This is a genomic window from Nitriliruptor alkaliphilus DSM 45188 (assembly GCF_000969705.1).
Classification (GTDB): domain Bacteria; phylum Actinomycetota; class Nitriliruptoria; order Nitriliruptorales; family Nitriliruptoraceae; genus Nitriliruptor; species Nitriliruptor alkaliphilus.
This window is the reverse complement of sequence record NZ_KQ033901.1, coordinates 345,004-370,539: the sequence shown is the minus strand read 5'-3', so window position 1 is coordinate 370,539 and position 25,536 is coordinate 345,004. Positions and strand designations below refer to the sequence as shown.

The following is a 25,536-nucleotide window of genomic DNA, read 5'->3' as shown; positions in this document are numbered from 1 at the left end:
ACCCGGGACGTGCGTCCACCGCCTTTCCCCGCGAGGTCACCCTGCGTCTCCCTACCGTCCCGCCGCGGTCACCGTCCGAACGGACACCGGACGGGGAACGTCGTCGTCCGCGGGCTCCCCTCCCCCCGCGGACCGGGAGGACGTCGTGCAACGCACCTTCGTATCGTTCGGGACCGCGGCCCTGCTCGCCGCGTCCCTCCTCGTCCCAGTGGCCGCGTCGGCCGCTCCGGACGAGACCCCCGCGGACCGGCCACCGACCCCGCCGCCGGTCGCCGCGGAGGACTTCGACTACGGCGAGGGTGTCGCACCGCGTGAGTACTTCGTCCGCCTCGCTGCTCCGCCGGCGGTCGCCAACACCGAGGACGGCCCCGGCCGCAGCGCGTCCGCCCGGGACCGGGGCGACGGCAGCGTCGAGTTCGACGGCCGCTCCGCCGAGGCCCGTCGCTACCGCGGCCAGCTCGTCGAGGCCCAGGTCGAGGTCGCCACGACGGGGGCCGAGCGCACCGTCGGTCGCCAGCTGGACATCGCCGGCAGTTTCACCGTGGTCAACAACGGCTTCGCGACCGAGATGACCCCCGCCGAGGCCCGTCGCCTGGCCACCCTGACCGAGGTCACCTGGATCCAGCAGGCCCTCGAGTACGAGCTGCACACCGACCGTGGCCCCGGCTTCGTCGGGGCCCGGGGGCCGGTCTGGGACCGGCCCGCCGATGGGCTCGCCACCGGTGACGCGCTCGGCGAGGGCGTCGTCGTGGGCGTCATCGACACCGGCATCAACCCCTCCAGCCCGTCGTTCGCCGCCGTGTCCGCCGACGGCTACGAGCACCAGAACCCGCGCGGGGCGGGCAACTACGTGGGGAGCTGCGACCCGACCAACGTGCCCGGTGGGCCCGGCGAGGGCGTGGCCCTCGTCGACTACGGCATCTTCACCCCCGACGGTGCCCACTACGACGAGGACCTCGCCGCCCTCTGCAACGACAAGCTCATCGGCATGTGGGGCTACAACTCGGTCACCGGCAGCCCGATCGACTACAACGGCCACGGGTCCCACACCGCCGGCACCGCTGCCGGTGGCTTCGCCGACGGGGTGTCCGCCAACACCGGTGAGGCGCAGATCGGGGGCAACCTCTTCGACGTGGCCGGCGTCGCCCCGCGGGCGAACATCATCGCCTACAACGCCTGCTGCAGCATGATCGGGCTGGTCACCGCCATCGACCAGGCCGTGGTCGACGGGGTCGACGTCATCAACTTCTCGATCGGTGCGACCTCCCCGACGCCGAACCTGCTGCAGGACCCGCTGACGGTCGGCTTCCTGCTCGCCCGGCACGCGGGTGTCCACGTCGCCAACTCGGCCGGCAACTCGGGACCCAACCCGGCCACCGTCGGCAGCCCGTCGGACGCCCCGTGGCTGACGTCGGTGGCCTCGTCCACCCACGACCGGTTGGCGCTGAACGAACTGACCGACCTGACCGATGCGACGGGCAGCACGCTGCCGTCGATCGAGGGCAAGGGCGTCTCGGACGCGCTCGAGGAGCCGACCCCGCTGGTGTACGCGGGCGACTTCGGTAACCGCCTGTGCCTCCCCGACGTGTGGGAACCGGGCACCTTCGACGGGCAGATCGTCGTCTGTGACCGCGGCGAGACCGGACGCGTCGACAAGTCGGTCCGGGCGGCCGCCGCCGGCGCGGCCGGGTTCGTGCTCGCCAACGACGCCGCCAACAGCGGGTCCGTGGCCGGTTCGTTGAACGGTGACTCGTTCCCGATCCCGGGTGTGCACGTGACCTATGACGACGGGGTCGCGCTGAAGGCCTGGATGGCTGCGGCGGACGAGCCGACCGCGACGATCGCGGGGACACGGTTCGACGTCGACGACCGTTGGGGCGACATCGTCTCGGTCTTCAGCTCGCGCGGACCGAACGTCAACGACGCGAGCGTCATGGTGCCGCAGGTCACCGCACCGGGGATGGACATCCTCGCCCCGTACGGTGCCGACGACTCGACCGAGTACCAGTTCATCTCGGGGACCTCGATGTCGTCGCCGCACGTGGCAGGGGCGTTCGCGCTCCTCGTGGACGGGTTCGAGGGGGCGCTGTCGCCGGCCGAGGCGCAGTCCGCGCTGCAGCTGACCGCACGACGCGACGTGACCAAGACCGACGGCACCACGGCCGCGGACCCGTACGACGTCGGCAGCGGCCACATCGATGTGGCCGCCGCACTGGCCACCGGCATCGTGATGGAGCAGCCCACCCAGGGTTACATCGACGCGGTCGTGGCCGGGGACAGCTCGGCGCTGAACCTGGCCTCGATGGCCGAGGGCCAGTGCATCAGCGTGTGCTCGTGGGAGCGGACCTTCACCGGCGCTCCCGGTACCGGCACGGTCGCCTGGACCGCCTCGACCCAGGCCGACGGCTTCGGCCTGACGGTCGAGCCCGTCGCGTTCACCCTGTCGGAGGGCGAGTCCGTGACGGTCACCGTGACCGCTGACGTGGCGGGTCTGCCGGCCTTCGAGGACCGGTTCGGCTCGCTGGAGCTGACCCCGGCCGACGGCAGCGTCGCCCCCGCGCACCTGCCGGCCATCGTCCGGGCCGCGCCCTTCGGCGGTCCCGAGCGGATCGAGCTCACCTCGGACGGCTACGAGGACGCCGACACGGTGACCTACACCGCCGCGGACGCCCCCGACCTGCAGGTCGGCGTCGACGGCCTCGTGCCCGGGGACATCCTCGACCTCGAGGTGCCCCAGGACCCGACGCCGAACGCCCCGTACGACGACCTGTCGCACGTGGTCGTGGAGTGGGTCGAGGTGCCCGAGGACGCCTTGCGGCTGGTGGCGTCCGTGACGGAGACGACCTCACCGGACATCGACCTGTACGTCGGGCTCGACGCCGACGGTGACGGCGTCCCGGCAGCGAGCGAGCAGCTGTGTGCGGCGGCGTCCGCCGGGTCGGACGAGACCTGCGAGCTGACCGATCCGAGCCCGGGCAGCTACTGGATCCTGGTGCAGAACTGGGAGGCCAGCGCCGCCGGCGTGGACCCGGTCGAGCTCGTCACGGCCGTCGTCCCGGCCGGCGACGCGGGCAACCTGTCGGCGGACGCACCCGCGTCGGTCGGCGCTCGGGAGACCTTCGACATCGACCTCGCCTGGGACCTCGCGCCGCCTGCGACGCGGTGGTTCGGCCAGCTGACCCTCGGCTCGTCGGCGCAAACACCGCAGGAGCTGCGGGTGCCGATCGACCTCGTCGTCGAGCTGCCGGCTCCCGTGGCCGATGCCGGTGGCCCGTACCGGACCTCGCCCGGGCAGTGGGTGACGCTGGACGGCACCGGGTCGTCCGGGGACATCGCCAGCTACGTCTGGGACCTGTCCGAGCTCGGACAGCCCGACGCGACGGGGCCCTCGCCCCGCGTCCGGGTCCGCCAGCCGGGGACGTACACGGTGACCCTGACCGTCACCGACACGCTCGGTCGCAGCGCCACGGACACCGGGCAGATCGTGGTCGGACCCCCGGGCCGCGGGTCCGGCGGGTGACCTCCGGGGGTGGGCCCGGTCGCCACCCGGCGACCGGGCACCACCCCTCACCGCTCCGCGTCGTACGCTCCGCCCGGTAGGCAGCGGCCGAGCGACAGTGCAGGAGCCAGGGTGGGACGCATCTTCGGGACCGACGGGATCCGCGGGAAGGCCAACGTCGATCTGACGCCCGAGCTCGCCATCAGCGTCGGTCGTGCCCTCGGTACGGTCCTGCACGAAGGCGGCAGCAAGCGGCCGACCGTGCTCATCGGCCGTGACCCACGCTGGTCGGGCGAGATGCTCGACGCCGCGCTGATCGCCGGCCTGACATCCGCCGGTGCGGACGCCGTCTCGGTCAGCGTCGTCCCGACGCCCGCGGTCGCCTACCTGACCAAGCGCTCCGCGGCCGCGGCAGGTGTGATGATCTCGGCGTCGCACAACCCCGTCGGTGACAACGGCATCAAGATCTTCGGTCCGGACGGCTACAAGCTCAGCGACGAGGAGGAGGAACGCCTCGAGGAGCTGATGGACTCGGACGCCGCACGACGCCCCACCGGGACGGGCGTCGGACGTCGGTTGCGCGACCCCGCGGCCGTCAGCCGCTACATCGAGCACATCGTCGGGCTCGCCCACGTCGACCTGACGGGCCTCCGCGTGGTCGTGGACGGTGCCAACGGAGCGGCGTCGTCGATCGCCCCACAGGTCTACCGGCAGCTCGGTGCCGAGGTCATCACCATCCACTGCACCCCCGACGGTGAGAACATCAACGCCGCGTGCGGGTCGACCTACCCCGACGTCATCGCCCAGGCGGTGCTCGCCCACGACGCCGACGCCGGCATCAGCCACGACGGTGACGCCGACCGGCTCATCGCTGCGACCCACGAGGGTGCCGAGATCGACGGCGACGTGATCCTCGCCGTCCTCGCTCGCCAGATGCACCACCAGGGGACCCTCGCGGAGAACGCGGTCGCGACCACCGTCATGACCAACCTCGGGTTCAAACGGGCCATGGCCGGGCTCGGCGTCGAGGTCGTCGAGACGGCCGTCGGCGACCGCTACGTCCTCGAGGCGATGCGCGAGCGCGGCCTGAACCTCGGCGGTGAGCAGTCGGGCCACCTCATCGCGCTCGATCACGCCACCACCGGTGACGGGATCCTGTCCGCCGTGCAGTTGCTGTCGGTGGTGCGCTCCACGGGCGCCTCGCTCAAGGAGCTGGCGACGGTCATGACCCGGCTGCCGCAGGTGCTGGTCAACGTGCGTGGCGTGGACCGGGCGGGCCTGCCCGACGCGGATGCGATCTGGGAGGTGGTCCGTTCCGAAGAGGAACGCCTCGGCGACGGCGGCAGGGTGCTGTTGCGGCCGTCGGGGACCGAACCGATCGTGCGGGTCATGGCGGAAGCCGAGACCGAGGACGACGCCCAGCGTGCCGTCGACGTCATCGCGGACGCGGTCCGCGACCACCTCACCGTCTGACAGGCCTGCCCGTGCCGCGTCGGTTCGCCGTGCCCGTGCTGGTCGCCGTGCTGCTCGGCGGCTGCTCCGGTGACGACAGCGGGCCGAGCGACCCGATCGCGCTCGACGACGGTGACGTGGCCGCCGACGCTCCGGAGGAACCGGAGGATGGAGGCGACCCGGGGGAACCGGCGGACCAGGGCGATCCGGTGGACGAGGTGGTCGAGGCGACCACCGCCGGGCCAGGCACGTGGCGGATCGGCGACGCGGGCGCGGTCACGTTCTCGGTGGTCGGCGACCGCCTGGTGCTCGACGATGTCGCCCCGGCGCAGGGCTGGACCGTCGCGGAGGTCTCGGCCGATGGCGACGGCATCGAGGTCGAACTCGAACGTGACGGGCAGACATCCACCTTCGAGGTGGAGCTGAAGGACGACGCCAGCCGCCTCGAGGTCGACACCGAGCACGACCTCGAGCTCGCCGGCCCCGGCACGTTCGATATCGGCGCCGCGGGCAGCGTCGCCGTGTCCATCGCCGGCGACCGCCTGGTCGTGGACGACCTGGCGATCGCCGACGGGTGGGAGGTCACCGAGCGCAAGGAGAGCCGCAGGAAGCTCGAGCTCGAGGTCCGGCGTGACGAGGAACGCTGGCAGGTGAAGCTCGAGCTCGACGACGACCGGCTCGACGTGGAGCGCGACCACCGGGTCCGCGTCGACCTCTAGGTAGGTAGGGTCCGCAGCCGGCCGCCACCGGGACGCCGGGACGACCTCGGAGGGAGCAGTGAGCACGCTCGGCGTGACCATCGGCGGCCCCTACGCGTTCCTCGGCGCGGTTGTCCACCGGTCGTCGGGGTCGCTCGGTGACGTGAGAAGACGACGGTGACGGCAGACGGCGGTCCAACGCCGTTCCGGCGTCACCGTCGAAGGCTGGCGTCACCGGACGAGGCTGGCGCGAACCGCCCTGAGCGATGCCCGTCATGGCTGCGATGCCCCCGGACTGCCGTCCTGCTGGGCCCCGCCAGCAGCACCCGCTGACGGGCTCAGCGACGGGTGATCTCGACCGCGTCCTCGAGGAAGGCGTCGAGGTCCGACACGAACCACAGCGTGTCGAGCTCGATGCTGCTCGTCGCCTCGGTGCCGCGGACGGCGTGATCGACGAGGACGCCCGAGGAACCAACCATGTCCCGACGGTCGTCCGAGCACGAGGTGCCGGTGAAGACCGAGGTGAGCCAGACGAACGCGGTCTCGCCCGGCTCGAGGGAGAACGCACCCGTGAACGGCGCGGCTGCTGCGCGGGCGTCGGCCGGCAGCTGTCCGCTCGAGGTGGCCCAGATGGCGGCGTCGGTGGATGCCAGCTGGCATCCACCCTCGTCGACCAGGATCCCGCTGGCCCGGGCGCGCACCCCGTCGATGTCGATGATGGAGACGGTCCGGTCGGCCTCGTGAGCGATGCTGAACAGTCGCTCCACCGCGATCGTGTCTCGGATCTCGACCACGGCGGCGCTGCCGAAGGGGGTCCCGATGTGGGCGGCCGGCGCACCGTCCACGGCGACGCCGCCGACCTCGTCGGGGAGCCCCCCGCCCCAGCCGGAGGTGACCTCGATGCGCGCATCTGCCGCTTGGCGGACGATGAGGGCCACCGCGGCGACGGCGAGGACGGCGACGATCACCCACCACAGACGGCGGCGCGGCCGCTGCCCGCCGTCCGACCCAGGTGGAGCCTCGACCTGCTCCGGTACGTCCAGCGTGGTCACCTGGCGCCTCCCCGTCCCCGCTAAGGCCCGCTCGTTTGCGGCATCGTCGGTCGTCGGGACCTCGAGGGTCACCCGCCGTCGCGGGTCACGGTGAGCGCGCCGTCGAGCCACGCCTCGAGGTCACCGGTGAACACCAGGTGGGGCGCCTCCACCACGGCGAAGTCCTCGCGTCCGCCGACGGTGTAGTCGAACAGGACCGACTGCGTGGACGCCTCGGCGTCCGGTCCGCAGTCCGGACCGCCGCCGCGGAAGGTCCCGGTGAGCCAGAACAGCGCCTGGACGCCAGGTTCGAGGACCAGGTCGCCGTCGAACGGGACGGGGTCCCCGACCGGCATGTAGGACGCCTCGTCGGCGAACGCCACCTCCGCGGTATCCGTACCGAGGCGGCAACGGTCCCCGCCTGGTGCCTCCACCCGCAGGTCATCGAGGAGGCCGTCGACGTCGGTGACCGTCAGCGCTCGTGGCCCCTCGTTGAAGACGCTGATCATGCGTTCGATCGTGATCCGGTCCTCGATCTGGATCACGTGACCGCTCCAGAACGGGGTCGAGACCGAGGCGTTGGGAGCACCGGTGATGGTCGTCGGTCCCATGAAGAATCCCGAGTCCAGCTGCGTCCGGGAGGTGCGGACCTGGTGTGCGACCGCCCAGACGACCAGCCCGAGCACCACGACCACCAGGACGACCACCAGGGGGCGCCAGCGGCGGGGGAGGCCGGGGGCGGCGTCGACGGGTGTTCCTGGGCCGGCGCCCGCGGGCGCTCCGGGGCCGGTCCCGCCACCGGGCTGATCCGGGACCGATCTGGTGTCCGTGGCCACGACGCCCCCTGCCCCCGGCCCCCCTGGCCGACGTGGCAGCCTACAGCGCCGTGCTGCGGTGGCGCGGCGGACAGGTGGTGACCACGCGGGGGCGTTGCCCGGCCTCGGTAACCTCCCGTGTCCCCTTGCACCAGCTCGAGTTCCGGAAGGCGCGTCCGTGTGCGGCATCATCGGTATCACCGGACGAGACGACGCCGTCGACGGGATCGTGGCCGGCCTGCAACGGCTCGAGTACCGCGGGTACGACTCGGCCGGCATCGTGGTCGGCGGGCAGGAACTGGCGTACCTCAAGCGCGCCGGCAAGCTGAGCAACCTGACCGCGGCCCTCGAGGACGAGCCGACCGCCGGCCGGATCGGTATCGGCCACACCCGCTGGGCGACCCACGGGGCGCCCAACGACGTCAACGCCCACCCCCACCTCGACCCGTCCGGGCGTGTAGCGGTCGTCCACAACGGCATCATCGAGAACTACCAGGCGCTGCGTGCCTCCCTCGGCGATGACGTCACCTTCGCCTCCGAGACCGACACCGAGGTGGCCGCGCACCTCGTCGCCCGCGAGCTGGCCGCGCAGACCACCCCCGACCTGCTCGCCGCGGTGCGGACCGTGGTCGCCCAGCTCGAGGGGGCGTTCTCGCTCTGCTTCGTCGCCGTGGACGATCCCGACACCATCGTGGTCGCCAAGCACGAGGCCCCGCTGATCGTCGCGCACGCCGACGGGGTCGGGTACTGCGCCTCGGACGTCGCGGCACTGATCGCCCACACCCGCGACGTGGCGGCGTTGCTCGACGGCCAGATCGCCCGCATCACCCCGGAGGGCTACGAGGTGGTGGACGTCGACGGCAACGCGGTCGAGCCCCACCGCTACTCGGTCGACTGGGACCTCGACGCTGCCGAGAAGCAGGGCTACGACCACTTCATGCTCAAGGAGATCCACGAGCAGCCCCAGGCCGTGGCCGACACCCTGCGCGACCGGCTGGCCGATGGCCGACTGCACCTCGATGAGCTCCGCAGCGACGAGGGTGAGATCGCCCGGATAGACAAGGTCTTCATCCTCGCCTGCGGGACCTCGCTGCACTCGGGCATGGTCACCAAGCTCGCCATCGAGCACTGGGCGGGCATCCCCGTCGAGGTCGAGGTCGCCAGCGAGTTCCGCTACCGCGACCCGATCCTGTCCGAGCACACCCTGGTCATCGCCATCTCCCAGTCGGGCGAGACCAGCGACACGATCGCGGCGGCCAACCACGCCCGTGACCAGCGGGCGCCGGTCATCGCGCTGGTCAACGTGGTCGGCTCGACCCTCGCGCGCGAAGCCGACGGGGTGCTCTACACCCACGCGGGTCCCGAGGTCGCCGTCGCGTCGACCAAGGCGTTCACGACCCAGATCGTCGGTGGTCTGCTGCTCGGCCTCTACCTCGCCCAACAGCGGGGTCGGATGTACAGCTCCGAGATCGGTGACATCCTCCAGCGCCTCCAGCGCATCCCTGCCGCCCTCGAGCAGGTCCTCGAGCTCGACCCGCAGGTCGCCAACCTCGCCGAGCGCTACCAGGACGCGCCGTACACGATGTTCATCGGCAGACACACCGGCCTGCCCATCGCCTACGAGGGCGCCCTGAAGCTCAAGGAGATCAGCTACCTGCACGCCGAGGCCTTCCCGGCCGGCGAGATGAAGCACGGTCCCATCGCCCTGATCGAGGAGGGCTCGCTGGTGGTCGCGCTGGCCCCGGCCGGGCACGTGTTCGGCAAGATGGTGTCCAACATCCAGGAGGTCCGTGCCCGTGGCGCAGCCGTCCTCGCCATCGGGACCGAAGGGTCGGTGTCGGACCTGAAGGCTCACGCCGACCACGTCCTGACGCTGCCCGAGGCACCGCACGAGCTCGCCGGGCCGGTCCTGTCGGTCGTGCCCCTCCAGCTGTTCAGCTACCACGTGGCCACAGCACGTGGTGAGGACGTCGATCAGCCCCGCAACCTCGCCAAGACCGTCACGGTCGAGTGAGCCGCACGGGGGGTCCGTCGATGCGCGAGCCGCAGCTCGCCTTCCCGCTGCTCGACGCGGCAGCGGCCCGCGCCGGCGACCAGGCGGCGGTGGCGGCGGGGGACACCTGGCAGGGGCTCATGACGCGGGCGGCCGGGCACCTCGCCCGCGGTGTGCTCCGGCTCGCCGGTCGTCGCTACGGGCTGCGCGTCGCGATCCTGGTCGGCAAGGGGGACAACGGGGGCGATGGCTGGACCGCAGCACCGCTCCTGCGGGCCGCTGGCGCGCAGGTGTGGATCGTCGCGGTGGACGGCACCGACGTCGAGGTGTCCGAGGCGACCGCGACGGCCCGCCGCGCCTGGCTGAAGGCCGGTGGCCGGACCTCGGCGGGCACCGGGGACCTCGCCGACGTGCTGGCCTGGTGCGACGTGGCCGTTGACTGCCTGCTCGGCACGGGGGCCCGCGGGGCACCACGCGGCGCGGCGGGGGAGGCCACGGCGGCGCTCCGCCTCGCGCACGGTCGAGGGACCCCGGTGGTCGCCTGCGACGTGCCGTCCGGGGTGTCGGCCGACGACGGTTCAGCCGGCGAGGGCGCGGTGCAGGCGGACCTCACGGTGACCTTCGGCGCACACAAGCGGGGCCTCTTGCTGCACCCCGGAGCTCAGCACGCGGGCCGCATCGTCGTCGGCGACCTCGGGGTCCACTACGACCCGGGCCCGGTGTCCTGGCACGGCTTGACCGCGGCGGGCGCCGCTCCTGCTGACCTCGAGGTCGACGCGGACAAGCGCGCCCGCGGGACGGTGCTCGTGGTCGCGGGTGCGGTCGGGACCTCCGGTGCCGCCTCGCTGGCCGCGACCGGGGCCCTGCGCGCCGGCGCCGGCCTCGTCACGGTGGCCGCCCCCGACCCCGTCCGCACCGAGGTCGCCGCCCGGACCGACGCTGGCGTCATGGTCCGGGGTGTGGCGGGCAGCGACGACGGCGAGCTGGCTGGTCCCAGCGGTCTGCCCGACCCCTCGGAGGTCGACGTGGTGGTCGCCGGCCCCGGCCTCGGACGGGGCAGCGGTGTGCGCGAGGTCGTCGCGCACCTGCGGGGCTCGGCCCACCGCCTGGTCCTGGACGCCGACGCGCTCAACGTCCACCGCGAGGACCCGCAGGCCCTGGCGGACCACACCGGCGACCTCGTCCTCACCCCGCACGAGCGTGAGCTCGCTCGGATCGGTGGTGGTGACGACGGGCCGGACGCCTGGGCGCACCGGGTCGAGCGCGTCCCGGACCTCGCTGCCCGCTACCGCGCCACGATCGTGGCCAAGGGGCCCGGCACCATGGTCGCCGCGCCCGACGGCCGGGTCTGGGTGTGCCCGCACGGCGGGCCAGCGCTCGGCAGCGGCGGCACCGGCGACGCGCTCGCCGGGATCGTCGCCGCCGCCATCGCCGGCGCGGACGACGTCCCCCTCGCGGTCGCCCAGGCCGTCTGGTGGCACGCGGTGGCCGGTCAACGGGTCGGCGCCGGTCGCGCCGGTCGCACGACGGCCACCGATCTCCTCGCTGCGCTGCCGGGGGTGCTCGGGGACCTCCTCGACGGTCGGCCGGTGCCGTGAACGGTCCGCAGGTGCGTCCCACGGTGGTCCGCGTCGACCTCGCCGCCGTCCGACACAACGTGCGCACGCTGGCCGCCACGGCGGGGACCGAGGTGTGCGCCGTCGTCAAGGCCGACGCGTACGGGCACGGTGCCGTCGAGGTCGGACGTGCCGCCCTGGAGGCGGGGGCGTCCTGGCTCGGGGTCGCGCTCGTGGAGGAGGGGGCGACGCTGCGGCGGGCGGGCATCGACGCGCCGATCCTGCTCCTGTCGGAACCCCCGGTGGCCGGCATCGGTGCGCTGCTCGACGCCCGGCTGACCCCCGTGGTCTACCAGCCACCGTTCCTCGCCGCGCTGGATGCGGCGGCTGCCGACCGAGGCGAGACCGTGTCGGTCCACGTCAAGGCCGACACCGGCATGGGCAGGGTCGGGGTCCCTCCTCGTGCCTGGACCGACCTCCTGCGTCAGGCAGCCGGGGCTCGGAGCCTCGTGGTCGACGGCCTGATGACCCACCTGGCCTGCGCTGACGAGCCGGAACGCGACGTGACCGGTGACCAGCTCGCGGGGTTCGAGCGCTTCCTGGCCGCAGCCCGGGGGCTCGGCCTCGAGCCGCGGTGGATCCACGCCGCCAACACCGCGGGCACCCTCCTCCACCCGGCCGCGCGCCACGACCTCGTGCGGCCCGGGATCGGCGTGTATGGACTGTCGCCAGCACCTGCCGTCGACGCGGCCGAGCACGGCCTGCTCCCCGCGTTGTCGCTCGTCAGCCAGGTCTCCTTCGCCAAACGGGTCGAGGCGGGTACCGCGGTCTCCTACGGCCACCGGTGGGCCGCCCCCACCGACGGCTGGGTCGCGACGGTGCCCGTCGGGTACGCGGACGGGGTGCCGCGACGTCTCACGGGCCACGGCGAGGTGCTGCTCGGAGGGGCGCGGCGGCCCATCGCGGGCACCGTGACCATGGATCAGCTCCTGGTGTGGTGCGGCGACCTGGAACCGGCGGTGGGTGACGAGGTGGTCCTGCTCGGACGGCAGGGCGACGAGCAACTGCGCGTCGAGGACTGGGCCCGCCACCTCGGCACGATCACCTACGAGCTGACCTCGCAGCTGACCTCCCGGCTCCCGCGCACCTACGTCGGAGGCCAGCCACCGGCCGCTGGGTAGGCTCCGGCCGCCTGGGTGGGCGGGTGGACGGCCCGCCGACGACGGGAGGGACCGCGGATGGCGCTCGGAGTCGACGGCGTGCGCGTCGGGACCTGGACGGCCCCGTCGGGAGGTTCGGGGTGCACGGTGGTGCTCCCCCCGGCGGGCACCCTCGGCGCGGTGGCGGTCCGGGGATCGGCACCCGGTACCCGCGAGGCAGCAGCGCTCGGGGTGCACGGCAAGCTGACGGTCTGCCACGGTGTGGTGCTCGCCGGGGGGTCGGCGTTCGGACTGGCTGCGGCTGACGGCGTCGTGCGGTGGCTCGAGGCCGCGGGCGTCGGCTACCCCGTCGCAGGCGCCCACGTGCCGATCGTCGGAGCAGCGATCGTGCTCGACCGTGCCGTCCTGGACCCGCCGTCACGCCCCGACGCGGATGCCGGTGCCGCTGCGTGCGGTGCGGCCAGTGCCGACGATCCGCCGGAGGGCGGGTTCGGTGTGGGTGCTGGCTGCACCATCGCGAAGGTGGGTGGCCTCGATCGTGGCTGGCGTGGCGGCCAGGGGATCGCCGTACATCGCGGTGGCGGTGTGACCGTGGGGGCGTTGGTGGCCAACAACGCCGTCGGCGAACTGGTGGGCGAGGACGGGACCTGGCTGGCGCGGGCGCGGATCGACGACGACGCGCCGCGGTTCCCCTTCGTGCCGCCGCCGGGCGTGGCCCCTGCTGCACCGGGCGGGGGAGGGCCGACACGAGCAGCGCCCGACGGCGGGCCGACGAGCAACACGGTCATCGGCGTCATCGTCACCGACGCACGGCTCGACAAGCGGGACGCGCACCGGGTGGCGGACCTCGGTCACTCCGGTGTCGCGCGCGCCGTCCGGCCCGCTCACACCGAGGCGGACGGCGACGCACTGTTCTGCCTGGCCACGGGCCAGGTCGAGGCGTCGCTGGACCTCGTCGCGCACCTGGCTGCGGAGGCGGTCGCCGAGGCGGTCCGCCGCGGTCCCCTGACTGCGGTCGGGCGGGACGGTCTGCCGGGGCTGGCCGACGGCGTCTGACGGTCGGCTCAGGTGTGACCGCTGTCCGGGTCCTCGATCACGGCTGCGAGCACCGTCCGAGCACGGTACAGGCGGTTCTTGACGGCGCTGACGGTGATCGCGAGTTCGCGGGCGATCTCGTCGTGTGCCATCCCGGCGACCTCGCTGAGCAGGAAGCAGGTCCGCTGCGCAGGTGGGAGCGAGGCGACGGCCTCCCACAGCTGGCCCACCGCCTCCCGGCCGATGCTGTGACGTGCCGGGTCGAGGTGGTCGACGCGCGCTGGTCGGTCGGTGGCGGTGGCGGCGGGCGGGCGCCGGAGGTGGTCGAGCGCCACGTTGGTGACGATGCGGTGGCTCCAGGTCGAGAACCGGGCATCACCGCGGAAGCCGGCCAGACCCCGCCAGATGCGCAGTGACGCCTCCTGGACCACGTCCTCGGCGTCCTCCGGGGACCCGACGATCCGGAGCGCGACGGCGTGGAGCCGGTCCGCGTGCCGGTCGAGCAGCATGGTGAAGGCGCTCTCGTCGCCGAGCTCGCTGGCCCGTGCGACGAGCGCGATGTCGGGGAGCTCGGATGGCCCCCATGACCCATCGACGGATGGGTCGTCGTCGATGGGCGGCTCGGCCCCCGTGGTCACGCGGCCCCTCCGTGCGTCGCGTCACAGTTCGAATCGCTGGTCTGGTCGGATCCGCCGCCGGTGATCGGCGGCGGTGATCGGCGGCGGTGGAGGGCCCGATCGGACCCTCCACCGCCCGGCCTCCTGCCTAGCTGGCGGTTCGATCGGCCGTCGCCCGGGTGGTGCCCACCGCCGTGCCTCCGAGGAGGAGCAGCAGCAGCGCCAGCGCGGCGAGTGGTAGGGCGTGGCCACCCGTCGTCGGCAGTGCAGCCTGGGAGACCCCGAGGACCTCGGTGTCGTCGCCGGCGGGGGTGACGACGACGGTCACGCCGCCGTCAGCACCGTCGGTGTCGCCGGCACCATCGATCACGACGCCTCCGACGGCGGTGTCACCGTCGTCGGTGCCCGCAGCGTCGTCGGCTCCGTCGTCGGCTCCGTCGTCGGCTCCGTCGTCCGCGCCGACGCTGTCGTCCGCGCCACCGTCGTCGACACCGCCGTCGTCGCTCTGGCCGTCGTCTGCGCCGTCGTCGTCGGTGCCGTCGTCGTCGACACCGCCGTCGTCGCTCTGGCCGTCGTCGGTGCCGTCGTCGTCGGTGCCGTCGTCGTCGACACCGCCGTCGTCGCTCTGGCCGTCGTCTGCGCCGTCGTCGTCGGTGCCGTCGTCGTCGACACCGCCGTCGTCGCTCTGGCCGTCGTCCGTGCCGTCGTCGTCGGTGCCGTCGTCGTCGCCACCGCCGTCGTCGTCCGTGGCCGCGTCGCGCCACGACACGTGGCTGATACCGCGCGGGAAGGTCTGCGACCCCGAACCGGTCACCGTGAACGTCTCGGGCTCGTCGCCGTCGCGCCCACCCCCGTACTTCACGCAGAGTTCGACGCTCGCGCCCTCCTCGAGGGTCCAGGTGATCGTCTGTCCCGACCACTCGGCGCTGCCCCAGGGGCCAGCGACGCTGCCGGTCTGGCCGCCGCCGCTCTCGACCTTGTTCCCGCTCGGGAAGCCGACCTGGTCGCAGGTCCTGGTCGTGGTGGTGGAGGCGGGCTCATCGGCGCCCGTGGCGGCGGTGGCGAGGGCCGCGCTCGGAGCGAGCAGTACGCCCAGCGCGAGGCTCGTCGTGAGCCCTCGACGCGCTCGGCGCGAGGTTCGGCGGGTGGTCATAGGATCTCCTTCGGGTCGGCGGCGGACGGCGGGAGACGTCCCGACGCGCCGCGTGGGCAGGCCCGGGGCGGTCTCGCCACTCGCTCCCCACCGACCTCGGCGCGGGTTGCGCCGGGCGACCGTCGACCGTCGGAGGATCGTCACGTCCCAGGTGGCGGACCTCGGATGGCCCCCCGTTGCTGAGGGCGCCGGTCCAGCACGCGGACCAGGCGCCGACTCACGCTGTGTAACGACTGGGACGGCCCGAGGAACGGGGCTGTGCGCCAGAAGGGCCACCTGTCGTGACCTTGCGGCCGCTTCCGTCACGGAGCGCTATCGATTGATTACGGTGGGTCCACGATCGCCCTGAACGCGTGCGTTCTTCGCTCGGAGCCGCGAGGATGATCGAGTGCGGCGCGACCACGGCGAAACTGCGACGTCCCACCGAGGAGCCGCACCCGTCGTCACCCGGTACGGCGCAGGAGCTGTAGGTGTCCAGGACCGACGAACCACCCGCCGACGCGGGGCCCGACGTCGGCGTGTCGGAGGGTGAGCTGCGCCCGCCACCAGCCGATCTGCCGCTCACGCAGACACGCGCGGGGCGGCGGTTGTCGAACGTCGTGGCGGTGCTGCTGCTCGGTGCGATGCTGGTGTCGAACCTGCCCGACTCCGAGCTGCGCGAGCAGTTGCGGCTCGTGGAGCGTCCGATCACCGACGTGACGGGGCTCAGCCAGAACTGGGCACTGTTCGCCCCCAACCCGCGCAGCACGTTCCTGCGGCTGCGGGCCGAGATCGAGCGCGTCGACGGCACCGTGGAGGAGTGGATCCCTCCCGTCGGCGATCGGATCGTCGGGGTCTACCGGACCTACCGCTGGCGCAAGTGGGCCAACGGTGTCGTCGACCCGGAGGCGTCGCGGCTCCACCGCGGCGCGGCTGGGTACCTGCGGGTGCAGTTCGACGATCCCGACGCGGCGCCGATCGCCGAGATCCGCCTCTTCCGCGGCACCCACCGCCAACCCCGGCCGGGCTCCGGCGAGGCTGCGGACCGCACCCCGACGTTCGAGGAGGAGCTGCTGTTCCGCTCGGCACCGGCGGACGATGCCGAGGTGGACCCGTGATCGACGGCCTGCGTACCCGCATCGCCTCGGACCGCGAGCGCAGCGTCGCGGCGTGGGACCGGTTCTGGTTCGCCCCGCGGTCGGTCGCGCCGCTCGCCTTCCTGCGTGTCGCGCTCGGGGTGGTCATCGCGCTGTGGGGGCTCTCGCTGCTCCCGGATGCCCGGGCGTTCCTCGGTCCCGAAGGAGTCCTGCCCGAGGTGCCGGAGGTCCGGGCGCGGGTCGGCCTCCTGCAGTTCTGGCGGACCGACCTCGCCGCCACGGTGGTGGTCGCCGGTCTGATCCCGGCCGGTCTCGCGGTCGCGATCGGGTGGCGGACCCGCGCCGCCACCATCATCGCCTACCTGCTGCTGCTGTCGGTGGCGCGCCGCGATCCGTGGATGCTCAACTCGGGCGACGCCCTCCTGCGCCACGCCACCCTGTTCCTCGCCTTCACCCCGGCCGGATCGGTCCTGTCGGTGGACCGCTGGCGCCGCGACCGGACCCGGTTCTGGGAGGTGCCGCACGCGGCCCCCTGGGGCCTGCGCTTCCTCCAGATCCAGATCACCACGGTCTACCTGTTCAGCGTCTTCGAGAAGCTGCGAGGCGACAAGTGGACCAGCGGGACCGCGCTGGCCGACGCGTGGCGGATCACCGACCTGGCCCGCGTCGGGGTCCCGCTGCCGATCTACGACTCGATGGTGCTGACCAACGTCATGACCCTGTCGACGCTCGTCATCGAGCTGGCGCTGGCGGTGCTGCTGTGGAACCGCCGCGCCCGGGTGTACGTGGTGGTCGCCGGCGTCCTGCTCCACCTCGGGATCGAGCTCACGATGGCCGTCGGCTTCTTCTCGACGGTCGCCGTCACCCTCTACCTGAGCTTCACCGCCGAGGACACTGCGGAACGGTGGCTCGCGGCGATCCGAGCCCGTCTGGCGGTCTCACGCCTCCCGGGGATGCACCGCCTGGCGGCCACCGGGGGCGCGCCGACGCCGGTGGCCGGTCCGCGCTCGGATGCCGCGATCGGCTGATCGGCGCCCCTCCCGTTCGACGGCCGGGCGGCGAGGACCTGGCTCCGCGCGCTGACCGGAACGAACGCGCGCTGACCGTCTGCCTCCGGGTGGCGATTCGGGCCGACCGGGTGGTCGGCCGTACGGTCGCCGCGGGAGTCGGTAGCACACGGATCACCTCCGAGGCGGCGCGCGGGACGTCGCACCGGGCCCGGTGATCCGACGGGACACCTCGGTGGGAGGAGACCGGCGTGACGACGTTCCAGCCGCGCACAGGCGCGGAACTGACTGCTCATCTGCCGCCCCTGCGCTCGCTGCGCGAGCTGGAGCGACGCATCGAATCCTGCCGGGCGTGCGCCCTGCACGAGGACCGCACTCGCCCCGTCGTCAGCGAGGGGCCGATCGACGCCGACCTGATGGTCGTCGGGGCGGTGCCGCGGCGGCACGAGGACCTCCAGGGACGGCCGTTCGCCGGGGCTGCTGGCAACGTCCTCGACAACGCGCTGGCGGATGCCGGGCTGCTGCGTGACCAGGTCCACATGACGTCGGTGGTCCGCTGCCGCCCGGGCGACGACCGCCCCCCGACCCCCGAGCAGATCGCGACCTGTCTGCCGCACCTGCACGCGCAGGTCGCGCTGGTGCAGCCCCGGGTCATCGTGGCGCTCGGTGCGACGGCCAGCGCCGTGCTGCTCGGTCGCCCGGTCCCCCTCGAGCGCGTCGCCGGCTACCGTCTCGACGTCCTCCAGGGCATCACCCTGGTCCCGACCTACCACCCCACCGACGTGGTGCGTGGCGTGCCTTCCGCGGCCGTCGCGATACGCCGCGACCTGCAGGTGGCCAAGGCCGTGCTCGACGGGCGCCTCCCCACGGGAGCGCAGACGCTGGAGGACCTGCGGTCGCGTCGTGGTACCGACGTCCCGGCGGCCGCCGCCCGGTAGTCGATCGCGGAGCGCGGAGGTGGTGTGGAGGTCCCCGAGCTGCACCTTCGCACCGACGATCCCGACGCGACACGTGCGGTCGCGTCGGTGGTCGCCCGCTACCTCGAAGCGGGTGACGTCGTCGCGCTGACCGGTGAGCTGGGCGCCGGGAAGACCTGCTTCGTCCAGGGCGCCGCGGCGGGCCTCGGTGTGGAGGCGCAGGTCACCTCACCCACCTTCGTCCTGGTGCGCAACTACCGCGGCCGGCTCCCGGTGGTCCACTGCGACGTCTACCGCCTCGACCGGCTCGGCGACGTGCTCGAGCTCGGTGACGAGGTGCTCGCCCCGGACGTGGTGACCTTCGTGGAGTGGGGGGACGCGGTGGCCTCCCTGCTGCCGCCCGATCACCTCGAGGTGGAGCTGACGTCGACGGAGGTTGGCAACCCGGATGGCCAGAGGTCCGACCAGCCCCCGGCGCGGCGCATCGTCGTCCGCCTGCGCGGACGTACCGCCACGCGCCGCGAGGCGCTCGCGGACGCGCTGGTGACCTGGCGGGAGGAGGCCTGATGCGCGTCCTGGCCATCGAGGCGTCGACGTCGCGGTCCTCGGTCGCGATCGTCGACGGGGAGCAGGTGCTCGCCTCGGCCTCGCTCGGGATACCGCGGCGACACGGCGAGTTCCTGGCACCCGCGTTGCGCTTCTGCCTCGACCACGCGGGCCTCGAGCTGGACCGCATCGGTGGCGTCGCGGTCGGGACCGGTCCGGGCCTGTACACGGGCCTGCGGGTCGGGATCGCTACCGCGCAGACCCTCGCGGCGGCCCGGGAACTGCCGACCGTCGGGGTCAGCGGCCTCGACGTGCTCGCCTTCCGCGCCCGTCACACCCGCCGGCTGCTGTGCGCGGCCATCGACGCCCGCCGCGGCGAGATCTTCTGGGCGCTGTACCGCCCCTCCCCGGGCGGGGTGCAGCTGGTCGGCGAGGTGCGCCTGACCTCGGCCGAGGCCCTGGCGATCGAACTCGAGGGGCTCGGCGAGCCCTGCCTGGTGGTCGGCGATGCCAGCCTGTCCTACCGCGAGCCCCTGGCCCGGGTCGCCGACGTCGCCGCCCCGAGCTGGCCGGACGCCGCCGACCTCGCCGAGCTCGCCCACCCGCGGTTCGTCCGGGAGGAGACCGTCCGGCCCGATCAGCTGCGTCCGCTGTACCTGCGCCACCCGGACGCGGCCATCGGTTGGCAGGCCCGTGGTCGGCTCCGCGGCGGCGAGGCGCCGGGTTGATCGCCGGTGACGTCGCGCACGTGCGGCTCGCCACGACCGACGACCTCGGGGCCCTGCTCGCGGTCGAACGAGCGGCGTTCACACGACCCTGGACCGAGGCGAGCTTCCGCGACGAGCTCGCCCGGACGGACCGGGTCTGGCTCGTGGTCGAGACCGCCGGGGAGGTGGTCGGCGTCGGTGGGGTCGCCGACCTCGCCGGGGACGCCCACGTGCTGTCGGTCGCGGTCGCCGTTGACCACCGTCGACGCGGGCACGGGCGCACGCTGGTGGCCGCCCTGCTGTCCGAAGCGGCGGCGCGGCTCGGCAGCCGGCGGGCGACGCTCGAGGTCCGCGAGTCCAACGTGGCGGCACGGGCCCTCTACCGTCGCCTCGGCTTCACCGAGGCGGGCGTGCGGCCGGGCTACTACCAGGATGACGGTGAGGGGGCGGTCGTACTCTGGTGCGATCCGCTCGAGGAGGGACGGTCGTGATCGTGCTCGGCATCGAGACCTCCTGCGACGAGACCGCCGTCGGGATCGTCGAGGACCGCCTCACGTTGCGTTCGAACGTCATCGCCTCGCAGATCGAGCTGCACGCGCCCTACGGCGGTGTGGTCCCCGAGGTCGCGGCTCGGGCCCACCTCGAGCAGTTGCTGCCGACCATCGACCACGCGCTGGTGGAGGCCGGCGTCCGCCTGTCGGACGTCGACGCCATCGCCGTCACCCACGGTCCGGGACTGATCGGTGCGCTGCTGGTCGGCGTGTCGGCGGCCAAGGGTCTCGCCCTGGCGCACGATCTGCCGCTCCTCGGCGTCAACCACCTGCGCGCCCACGTCGAGGTGGCCCAGCTCGAGCACGGTGAACTCGAACCGCCGCTGGCTGCGCTGGTGGTGTCCGGGGGCCACACCTCGATCGTCGCGATGGACGCGGACGGGCGGTTCCGGCAGCTCGGCGGGACCATCGACGACGCGGCCGGCGAGGCCTTCGACAAGATCGCCCGCTTCATCGGGCTCGGCTACCCCGGTGGCCCCGAGATCGACCGCCTGGCCCGGGACGGCGATCCGACCGCGTTCCGCTTCCCCCGGGCGATGGCCGGCAGCGGCGACTACGACGTGTCGCTGTCGGGCCTCAAGACCGCGGTCATCCGCGAGCTGCGACGGCTCGAGGCGGCGGGGATCGAACCCGACCTCGCCGACGTCGCGGCGTCCTTCCAGGAGGCGATCGTCGACGTCCAGGTCGACAAGACCCTCGCTGCGGCCCGTGACCAGGCCCTCGAGACGCTGGTCATGGCCGGGGGCGTGGCGGCCAACTCCCGGTTGCGCGAAGCCATGGGCGACGCGTGCGAACGCGCCGGCGTCCGGTTGCTGATCCCGTCGATCCCGCTGTGCACCGACAACGGCGCGATGGTCGCGGCGTCCGGAGCCAACCTGCTCGCCGCCGGCACCACGGCCTCGCTGGACCTGGCGGTGGACCCCAGCCTCCCGCTCGCCGGATGAGCGCCCACCCCGTGGCCGCGCCGTGAAGCGCACCCGCCTCCGTTGGCGCCGGGTCGTGCCGGGCGAGCTCGAGACCGTCGCCGCCCGGTTGGCGAACTGGGCGTCGCCGGCCGGGGGCGCGCAACGCCACATGTTCGCGCTGTCGGCCATCGAATCGTTCGGGGCCGAAGCGGTGCGACTCGCGGCCGACGACGAACGCTGGGCCGCGGCCGTGGTCTTCCCCGGCCGCCTCGTGGTGCCGTGCGGGGACGCCGAGGCCATCACGGCCGCGGGGCTGCCGACCCGGCGGTGGCGGCTGCTGGTGGCGGACGTCGCCGCCGGTGACGCGCTCCTCAGCGGCCTCGGCGAGGATCCGCAACTGGTCGTGCACGACCAGCGGTTCCTGCTGGTCGACCCCGACCGCGTCCCGAGCCCACGTGAGGTGCCCGACCCGGGCCTGCGGCGAGCCGAGCCTGCGGACCTGCCGAAGCTGGCCGCGCTGGCGGTCCGTCTGCACGTCGACGACCGGTTCGGCCCCGATCCTGGTCGGGCCGGCGAGCGGGGCTACCGTCAACGGCTCGAGCAGACCGTGCGCCAGGGGCTGGTCTCGTGCGTCGGCCCGGTCGGCGATCCCGTCTTCAAGCTGGAACGCTCGGTCTCGAGCCGACGCTGGGGCGTCCAGCTCGCCGGCATCGTCGCCGACCCCGAGGTGCGGGGGCAGGGCCTCGGCCGCGCGGCGGTCGCCGCTGCGGTCCGGACGGCGATCGCCGAGGGACCGCGGACCCGACCGATCTCGTTGCACGTGCGGGCCGACAACCACCCGGCGCTGGCCGCCTACGCGGCGGCGGGCTTCGTTGACCGTGAGGCCTGGAGGTTGGCGGTCCGCACCTGAGCGGTGCCGGTGACCGAACCGATCGTCTCGGGGAACGGCGAGCAGACTGAGGTCAGGCGGACGCACCGACCAGCCCGCGGACCTTCAGCTCGTCCTGGAGGTCGAGCGGTTCCACCCCCGCGGCCAGCGCGATGGTCCGCACGTCGGCATCCCGCAGGGTGAGCACGCGCCCGGCGTGGTCGCCACGCTGGAGCTGGATGCGGCGCGCGAACCGGGCGATCGCGCCGACGGCGTCGGTGCTCTCGTCGTGGGCGGCCAGCCGGGTCAGGTCGAGCAGGATGCAGCGCTCGTCCGGCGTGGGGCGTGCCTCGGTGACCTCGGCGGGCAGCAGGTGCGCGATCGGGACGTCGTAGAAGCTGGCGAGCGCCGCGAGCCGCTCGATCGTGATGGCGCGGTCGCCGCGCTCGTACGCGCCGACCACGACGGCCTTCCAGCGGCCACCGGAGCGTTCCTCGACCTGCGCGAGCGACAGGCCCTGCTGCGCCCGGATGCGTCGTAGGCGTGCACCCAGCTGGAGCTGGCGTTCGGTCGCGCTCATGCGAGCACCTCGTCGTCGTGGCGCGAGCGCCGGCTGAGCAGGAGGACCACGCCGCCGATCGCGGCGCCGATGGCCGCGCCGAGCACCCCGCGGGCCGCTGGGGGCGTGCCATCGCCTCGGCTCGTGCCGGCGCGAGCCGCGGCCAGCTGCCGGGTGGCGATGCCGGCCGCGACACCGACCGCACCGTCGGGAGCACGGCCGTCCGCGGTCTCGCCGCTCGGGCCGTCCGCGACGCGGGCGCCGCAGAACCGCAGCTCCTCGACGTCGCCTTCGGCGATGGTCGCATCCGGGGGGAGCTCGGAGGTGGCTCCGGCGTCCACCACCTGGATGACACGGAGCTCGGTGGCCGGTGCGACCTCCCAGGCGACCATCGCCCAGCCGTCGTGTCCGCGCTCGAGCGCCTGCGCCGTGATCGCGACCGCAGCGCCGTCGCCGGTGGTGCCGTCCGGACGGTGCGTGACGAGGTGGTCGGCGCAGGGCTCGGGTGAGGCGACGGCTGCGGTGGGCAGCAGCACGCTCGAGGCCAGGGCGGCGAGCAACAGCCCAGCGAGGCGGGTGGCGCGGTGGCCTGTCACGGATCGGTCCCTCGTTCGCGCCGGGCTGGGCCGGGCGGGTACGGGGAGGTCTCGCCACTCGCTCCCCTCGGACCGTGCCCCGGTGGGGCTGGCGACCGTCGAGCGGTCCGAGGATCCTCGCGTCCCGGAGCGGCACCGGTCGGCGTCGCTCCCTCTGAGCATGCCGTACCCGGAAGGCCTGTGACCCTTCGTCGAAGGACCGCGACCCTCCGTGACCGTGGGACCCGACGGAGCGTGCCTGGAGGGCCTGGTCCACCACGGAGCGTGATCGAGTCGTGCGACCAACGCGCGGTATGGCCGCGACGGCCCCGGCCGTTCGGCCAGGAACGTGACGAAGGGGCGGCGAGTTCGCCGCCCCTCCGTTCCCCATGTGGCCCCGCGCGGATCGGTGAGCTCGCGTCGGTGGTCCGCTGGCCCGCGCACCTCGACGGTGGGGGCCGGCTCGTGGCTGCAGTCTGGACCGGTGTGACCGCTGCGTGGGGCCGGACGGGCCCCACGGTGACGCCCGTCGGGACCAACCGGGACGCGGGTCCCGGGCGCGGGGTGGGCTGGCCGGGGGGTGGAGGCCCGCTCAGCGGGCGCACGCCGCACGGCGGCCGGGGCGGTGGGCGGGGCCACACCCGCGTCAGCGGTCGCCACGCACGTCACCGACGGTGACCTGCGGGCGTGCCGCGGCGGCGACCCGGAGGTCGCCGCCGCGTCGTTGCCCGGCAGTGCCACTAGGCGCTGGTGGCACCGCGACGGGTCCGCACGAGCGCGGTCCCACCGAGGCCGAGGGCCAGGGCCGCAGCCGCCAGCAGGGCGGGCACGTCCGAACCGGTGTTGGGCAGCCGGCTGTCGAGCGTGGCCGGCAGGACATCGACCGGCACCTCGGTCACGGTGCCGTCGTCGTCACCGTCACCATCGACGGGCGCGACCTCGCCGCCGGGCTGCACCTCGGTGCCGTCGTCGTCGGTGCCGTCCTCGTCGGTGCCGTCGTCGGTGCCGTCGTCGTCCGTGGCGACGCCGTCGTCGTCGGTGCCGTCGTCGTCGGTGCCGTCGTCGTCGGTGCCGTCGTCGTCCGTGGCGACGCCGTCATCGTCGGTGTCACCGTCGTCGTCAGAGGGCTCCTCGAAGTCGAGGCCGTAGGCGATGTGCGAGATGTCCTGCCCCGTGCTGGTCGACACGCTGCCTGCGCCGGTCAGGCCGTCTGTCCGCTCCACGTTCGTCGCGGACTTGAGGCAGATGTCGAGGGTCCACCCCGGGTTCAGGTCGTAGGTCAGGGTCGCGCCGTCCCACGAGATGGTGCCGTGCGCGGTGACGTCGGTGTACGAGCCGGATCCGCCCTCGATCTTCTCGAGGTCAGGGTGCAGGTGGTTGCAGGTCTCCGCGGCTTCCGACGCGCTCGCGGCGACGGGGAACGCGATGGTTGCGACGCCGAGTGCGGCGGCGGCGAGCAGGGCTCGCGTACGGGTGCGGTTCATGTTCTAGCCCCTACAAGGGTCGAGCCGACGCGAGGCCGGCTGGTGGCCGTGCCGGGTCGGTCTCGCCACTCGCTCGCTCCGGACCGGGGCTCATAGAGCCCGGGCGACCGCAATGCGGTCCGAAGGTCGTCGCGTCCCGTGGATCCGTGGGGGATCCGCTCGGCCCGTGTGGGCCGAGGCGCCTCATCGGGTAGGACGAGGTGCGAACGCACTGTGACGGTTCGATCGCGGGTCGTCATCCTCGATCGGGTGTCTGAGGTCCTCGGTCGCACGCAGCCGGGACGGGGGTCCCGGTCAGGGCGGGCGTCAGGGCGGAGGTCCACGGGGGGGCAGCCAGTACGGCTGACGGCTGGCCGACTACGACCTGATGTCGGGGTCGGCGAGCACGTCGCCGATCGTGACCTGTGTCTCGGGGTCGAGTTCGACGCCCGTGTGCGGATCGACGCACGGCAGCGGCGTGCGTCGGGACGCCAGGTGCAGGTCTGTGCGCAGGACCGTCCGGCACCGCGGCGACCGGTACCGGGAGCCCGGGATGGTCGTCACGATGGTGTCGTGGTCGATCACCCACATCGGGGACGGGAACGCGATGCGGTACGGCAGCGGTAGCGCGTCGGCGCTGTCCGCGAAGACGAACGCGACCGAGTGGGACCGGTCGTAGTGGCCCGCGTCCCACCGTTCGAGGGGTGCGTCCATCACGCGGGCCTCCTGGTACAGACCGACGCTGCTGAGGAGGCCGAGCAGTGCGAGGCCCCCGAACACCACGACGCCCGGCAGGCGTTCGCGCCAGCGGGGGAGCGTGGGGAGGCGGACGACCTGCGCCTGTGGCACGTGACGTTCGAGACGGTCCATCACCTCACGCCAGCCGTGGTCCCACCCGGCCCCCTTGCGGATGGCGACGCGCCAACGGATCAGGTCGGTCCCGACGGCGAGCGTGAGAGTCGCGTGGTGGAGGCGCCCACGATGTTCGGTGACGGTCACGGCCGTGATCCGCTCCCACGGGACCACCAGCGCGCCGGACCCGCTGTGCCCGGCCGCGATGTCGTCGACGTCGACGGGCTCGGACGTGGTGGCCGCGTACCCGGCCTTGCCCAGCCCGAAGTCCTCGTAGGTGGTGTCGTGGCCGATGTCGCCCAGCGCGAGGCCGCCGTCGAGGACCCAGAGCGGTTCGTGACAGGTCGTCAGCGCCTGTCGGCCGGCTGGCCTGGCCAAGCCGGCGATGTACGCGCGCCCGCGAGGTGGGGTGGACCGCCCCGTCACGGGGCTCGGCCGGGATGGTGGGTCGCGGTCGTCATGGCGGCGCACAGTAGGCGGCGGCCACGAGGGGCGGCGTCC

General features: G+C 73.6%; 23 protein-coding genes. 15 read left to right on the top strand and 8 right to left on the bottom strand.

The annotated features are described in order from the left end of the window. Positions 1-145 precede the first annotated feature (145 nt). From NITAL_RS01655 to NITAL_RS01645, 3 genes are all read left to right on the top strand, one after another. On the top strand, positions 146-3,520 hold the full coding sequence (locus tag NITAL_RS01655) for a S8 family serine peptidase (protein WP_052664357.1): 3,375 nt from the start codon (positions 146-148) through the stop codon (positions 3,518-3,520). A gap of 111 nt (positions 3,521-3,631) precedes the next feature. Beyond that, positions 3,632-4,972, top strand: a complete 1,341-nt coding sequence (gene glmM / locus NITAL_RS01650) for a phosphoglucosamine mutase (protein WP_052664356.1) — start codon at positions 3,632-3,634, stop codon at positions 4,970-4,972. 11 nt (positions 4,973-4,983) lie between these two features. Next, positions 4,984-5,670: a hypothetical protein gene (locus tag NITAL_RS01645; RefSeq protein WP_052664355.1), complete on the top strand. Its 687-nt coding sequence runs from the start codon at positions 4,984-4,986 to the stop codon at positions 5,668-5,670. A gap of 317 nt (positions 5,671-5,987) precedes the next feature. On the opposite strand, the gene NITAL_RS01640 is transcribed toward NITAL_RS01645, so the two are convergent. Both NITAL_RS01640 and NITAL_RS01635 read right to left on the bottom strand, forming a co-directional pair. Beyond that, positions 5,988-6,701 (bottom strand): hypothetical protein, encoded by a 714-nt coding sequence (locus NITAL_RS01640; protein WP_052664354.1) that lies wholly within the window; start codon positions 6,699-6,701, stop codon positions 5,988-5,990. 68 nt (positions 6,702-6,769) lie between these two features. After that, positions 6,770-7,516: a hypothetical protein gene (locus NITAL_RS01635; protein ID WP_157041564.1), complete on the bottom strand. Its 747-nt coding sequence runs from the start codon at positions 7,514-7,516 to the stop codon at positions 6,770-6,772. Positions 7,517-7,673: 157 nt separating this feature from the next. On the opposite strand from NITAL_RS01635, the gene glmS reads away from it, so the two are divergent. The 4 genes from glmS to NITAL_RS01615 are packed head-to-tail and all read left to right on the top strand — an operon-like array spanning position 7,674 to position 13,260. Continuing rightward, positions 7,674-9,509, top strand: a complete 1,836-nt coding sequence (gene glmS / locus NITAL_RS01630) for a glutamine--fructose-6-phosphate transaminase (isomerizing) (RefSeq protein WP_052664352.1) — start codon at positions 7,674-7,676, stop codon at positions 9,507-9,509. Continuing rightward, entirely contained in the window at positions 9,506-11,086 is a 1,581-nt protein-coding gene (locus tag NITAL_RS01625; protein ID WP_157041563.1) for an NAD(P)H-hydrate dehydratase, read from the top strand. The genes glmS and NITAL_RS01625 overlap by 4 nt, the downstream gene beginning before the upstream one ends. An 11-nt stretch (positions 11,087-11,097) precedes the next feature. Further along, positions 11,098-12,225, top strand: a complete 1,128-nt coding sequence (gene alr / locus NITAL_RS01620; protein ID WP_169786689.1) for an alanine racemase — start codon at positions 11,098-11,100, stop codon at positions 12,223-12,225. 57 nt (positions 12,226-12,282) lie between these two features. Further along, positions 12,283-13,260: a P1 family peptidase gene (locus tag NITAL_RS01615; protein ID WP_052664349.1), complete on the top strand. Its 978-nt coding sequence runs from the start codon at positions 12,283-12,285 to the stop codon at positions 13,258-13,260. An 8-nt stretch (positions 13,261-13,268) separates the two neighbouring features. Here NITAL_RS01615 and NITAL_RS01610 read toward each other — a convergent pair whose 3' ends face one another. Both NITAL_RS01610 and NITAL_RS01605 read right to left on the bottom strand, forming a co-directional pair. Beyond that, positions 13,269-13,877 (bottom strand): RNA polymerase sigma factor, encoded by a 609-nt coding sequence (locus NITAL_RS01610; RefSeq protein ID WP_052664348.1) that lies wholly within the window; start codon positions 13,875-13,877, stop codon positions 13,269-13,271. Positions 13,878-14,004: 127 nt separating this feature from the next. After that, positions 14,005-15,009 carry a hypothetical protein gene (locus tag NITAL_RS01605; RefSeq protein WP_052664347.1) on the bottom strand — a complete coding sequence of 335 codons (1,005 nt, stop codon included), beginning with the start codon at positions 15,007-15,009 and terminating at the stop codon, positions 14,005-14,007. A 470-nt stretch (positions 15,010-15,479) separates the two neighbouring features. On the opposite strand from NITAL_RS01605, the gene NITAL_RS26935 reads away from it, so the two are divergent. The 8 genes from NITAL_RS26935 (at position 15,480) to NITAL_RS01565 (ending at position 21,628) form a co-directional block, all read left to right on the top strand. Next, positions 15,480-16,106, top strand: a complete 627-nt coding sequence (locus NITAL_RS26935) for a hypothetical protein (protein WP_052664346.1) — start codon at positions 15,480-15,482, stop codon at positions 16,104-16,106. Then, positions 16,103-17,113, top strand: a complete 1,011-nt coding sequence (locus NITAL_RS01595) for an HTTM domain-containing protein (RefSeq protein ID WP_052664345.1) — start codon at positions 16,103-16,105, stop codon at positions 17,111-17,113. Before NITAL_RS26935 ends, NITAL_RS01595 begins: the two co-directional genes overlap by 4 nt. Positions 17,114-17,343: 230 nt before the next feature. Then, on the top strand, positions 17,344-18,030 hold the full coding sequence (locus NITAL_RS01590; protein ID WP_052664344.1) for a uracil-DNA glycosylase: 687 nt from the start codon (positions 17,344-17,346) through the stop codon (positions 18,028-18,030). Between the two features lie 24 nt (positions 18,031-18,054). Further along, the gene (tsaE, locus tag NITAL_RS01585) at positions 18,055-18,576 is read left to right on the top strand and encodes a tRNA (adenosine(37)-N6)-threonylcarbamoyltransferase complex ATPase subunit type 1 TsaE (protein WP_052664343.1); all 522 of its coding nucleotides are present in this window, start codon (positions 18,055-18,057) and stop codon (positions 18,574-18,576) included. Further along, positions 18,576-19,283 carry a tRNA (adenosine(37)-N6)-threonylcarbamoyltransferase complex dimerization subunit type 1 TsaB gene (tsaB, locus tag NITAL_RS01580; RefSeq protein ID WP_052664342.1) on the top strand — a complete coding sequence of 236 codons (708 nt, stop codon included), beginning with the start codon at positions 18,576-18,578 and terminating at the stop codon, positions 19,281-19,283. Before tsaE ends, tsaB begins: the two co-directional genes overlap by 1 nt. After that, positions 19,280-19,753 (top strand): ribosomal protein S18-alanine N-acetyltransferase, encoded by a 474-nt coding sequence (gene rimI / locus NITAL_RS27735; RefSeq protein WP_169786688.1) that lies wholly within the window; start codon positions 19,280-19,282, stop codon positions 19,751-19,753. Before tsaB ends, rimI begins: the two co-directional genes overlap by 4 nt. Next, on the top strand, positions 19,750-20,757 hold the full coding sequence (gene tsaD, locus NITAL_RS01570; RefSeq protein WP_083441118.1) for a tRNA (adenosine(37)-N6)-threonylcarbamoyltransferase complex transferase subunit TsaD: 1,008 nt from the start codon (positions 19,750-19,752) through the stop codon (positions 20,755-20,757). The genes rimI and tsaD overlap by 4 nt, the downstream gene beginning before the upstream one ends. Before the next feature lie 22 nt (positions 20,758-20,779). Beyond that, entirely contained in the window at positions 20,780-21,628 is an 849-nt protein-coding gene (locus NITAL_RS01565; RefSeq protein WP_052664340.1) for a GNAT family N-acetyltransferase, read from the top strand. Between the two features lie 52 nt (positions 21,629-21,680). Here the strand turns inward: NITAL_RS01565 and NITAL_RS01560 are convergent, their stop codons facing one another. The 4 genes from NITAL_RS01560 to NITAL_RS01545 form a co-directional block, all read right to left on the bottom strand. After that, positions 21,681-22,166 carry a transcriptional regulator gene (locus tag NITAL_RS01560; protein WP_052664339.1) on the bottom strand — a complete coding sequence of 162 codons (486 nt, stop codon included), beginning with the start codon at positions 22,164-22,166 and terminating at the stop codon, positions 21,681-21,683. Then, positions 22,163-22,741: a hypothetical protein gene (locus NITAL_RS01555; protein ID WP_052664338.1), complete on the bottom strand. Its 579-nt coding sequence runs from the start codon at positions 22,739-22,741 to the stop codon at positions 22,163-22,165. Before NITAL_RS01555 ends, NITAL_RS01560 begins: the two co-directional genes overlap by 4 nt. 719 nt (positions 22,742-23,460) lie before the next feature. Continuing rightward, on the bottom strand, positions 23,461-24,204 hold the full coding sequence (locus tag NITAL_RS26925) for an LPXTG cell wall anchor domain-containing protein (protein ID WP_052664337.1): 744 nt from the start codon (positions 24,202-24,204) through the stop codon (positions 23,461-23,463). Positions 24,205-24,561: 357 nt separating this feature from the next. After that, positions 24,562-25,413 carry a hypothetical protein gene (locus NITAL_RS01545; protein WP_157041561.1) on the bottom strand — a complete coding sequence of 284 codons (852 nt, stop codon included), beginning with the start codon at positions 25,411-25,413 and terminating at the stop codon, positions 24,562-24,564. Between the last annotated feature and the right edge of the window lie 123 nt (positions 25,414-25,536).

Excerpts from the sequence above, each read along its gene's own strand:
- NITAL_RS01560 (WP_052664339.1), bottom strand. The coding sequence starts at position 22,166 with ATGAGCGCGACCGAACGCCAGCTCCAGCTGGGTGCACGCCTACGACGC.
- tsaB (WP_052664342.1), top strand. The coding sequence starts at position 18,576 with ATGCGCGTCCTGGCCATCGAGGCGTCGACGTCGCGGTCCTCGGTCGCG.
- NITAL_RS01605 (WP_052664347.1), bottom strand. The coding sequence starts at position 15,009 with ATGACCACCCGCCGAACCTCGCGCCGAGCGCGTCGAGGGCTCACGACG.
- NITAL_RS01615 (WP_052664349.1), top strand. The coding sequence starts at position 12,283 with ATGGCGCTCGGAGTCGACGGCGTGCGCGTCGGGACCTGGACGGCCCCG.
- NITAL_RS26925 (WP_052664337.1), bottom strand. The coding sequence starts at position 24,204 with ATGAACCGCACCCGTACGCGAGCCCTGCTCGCCGCCGCCGCACTCGGC.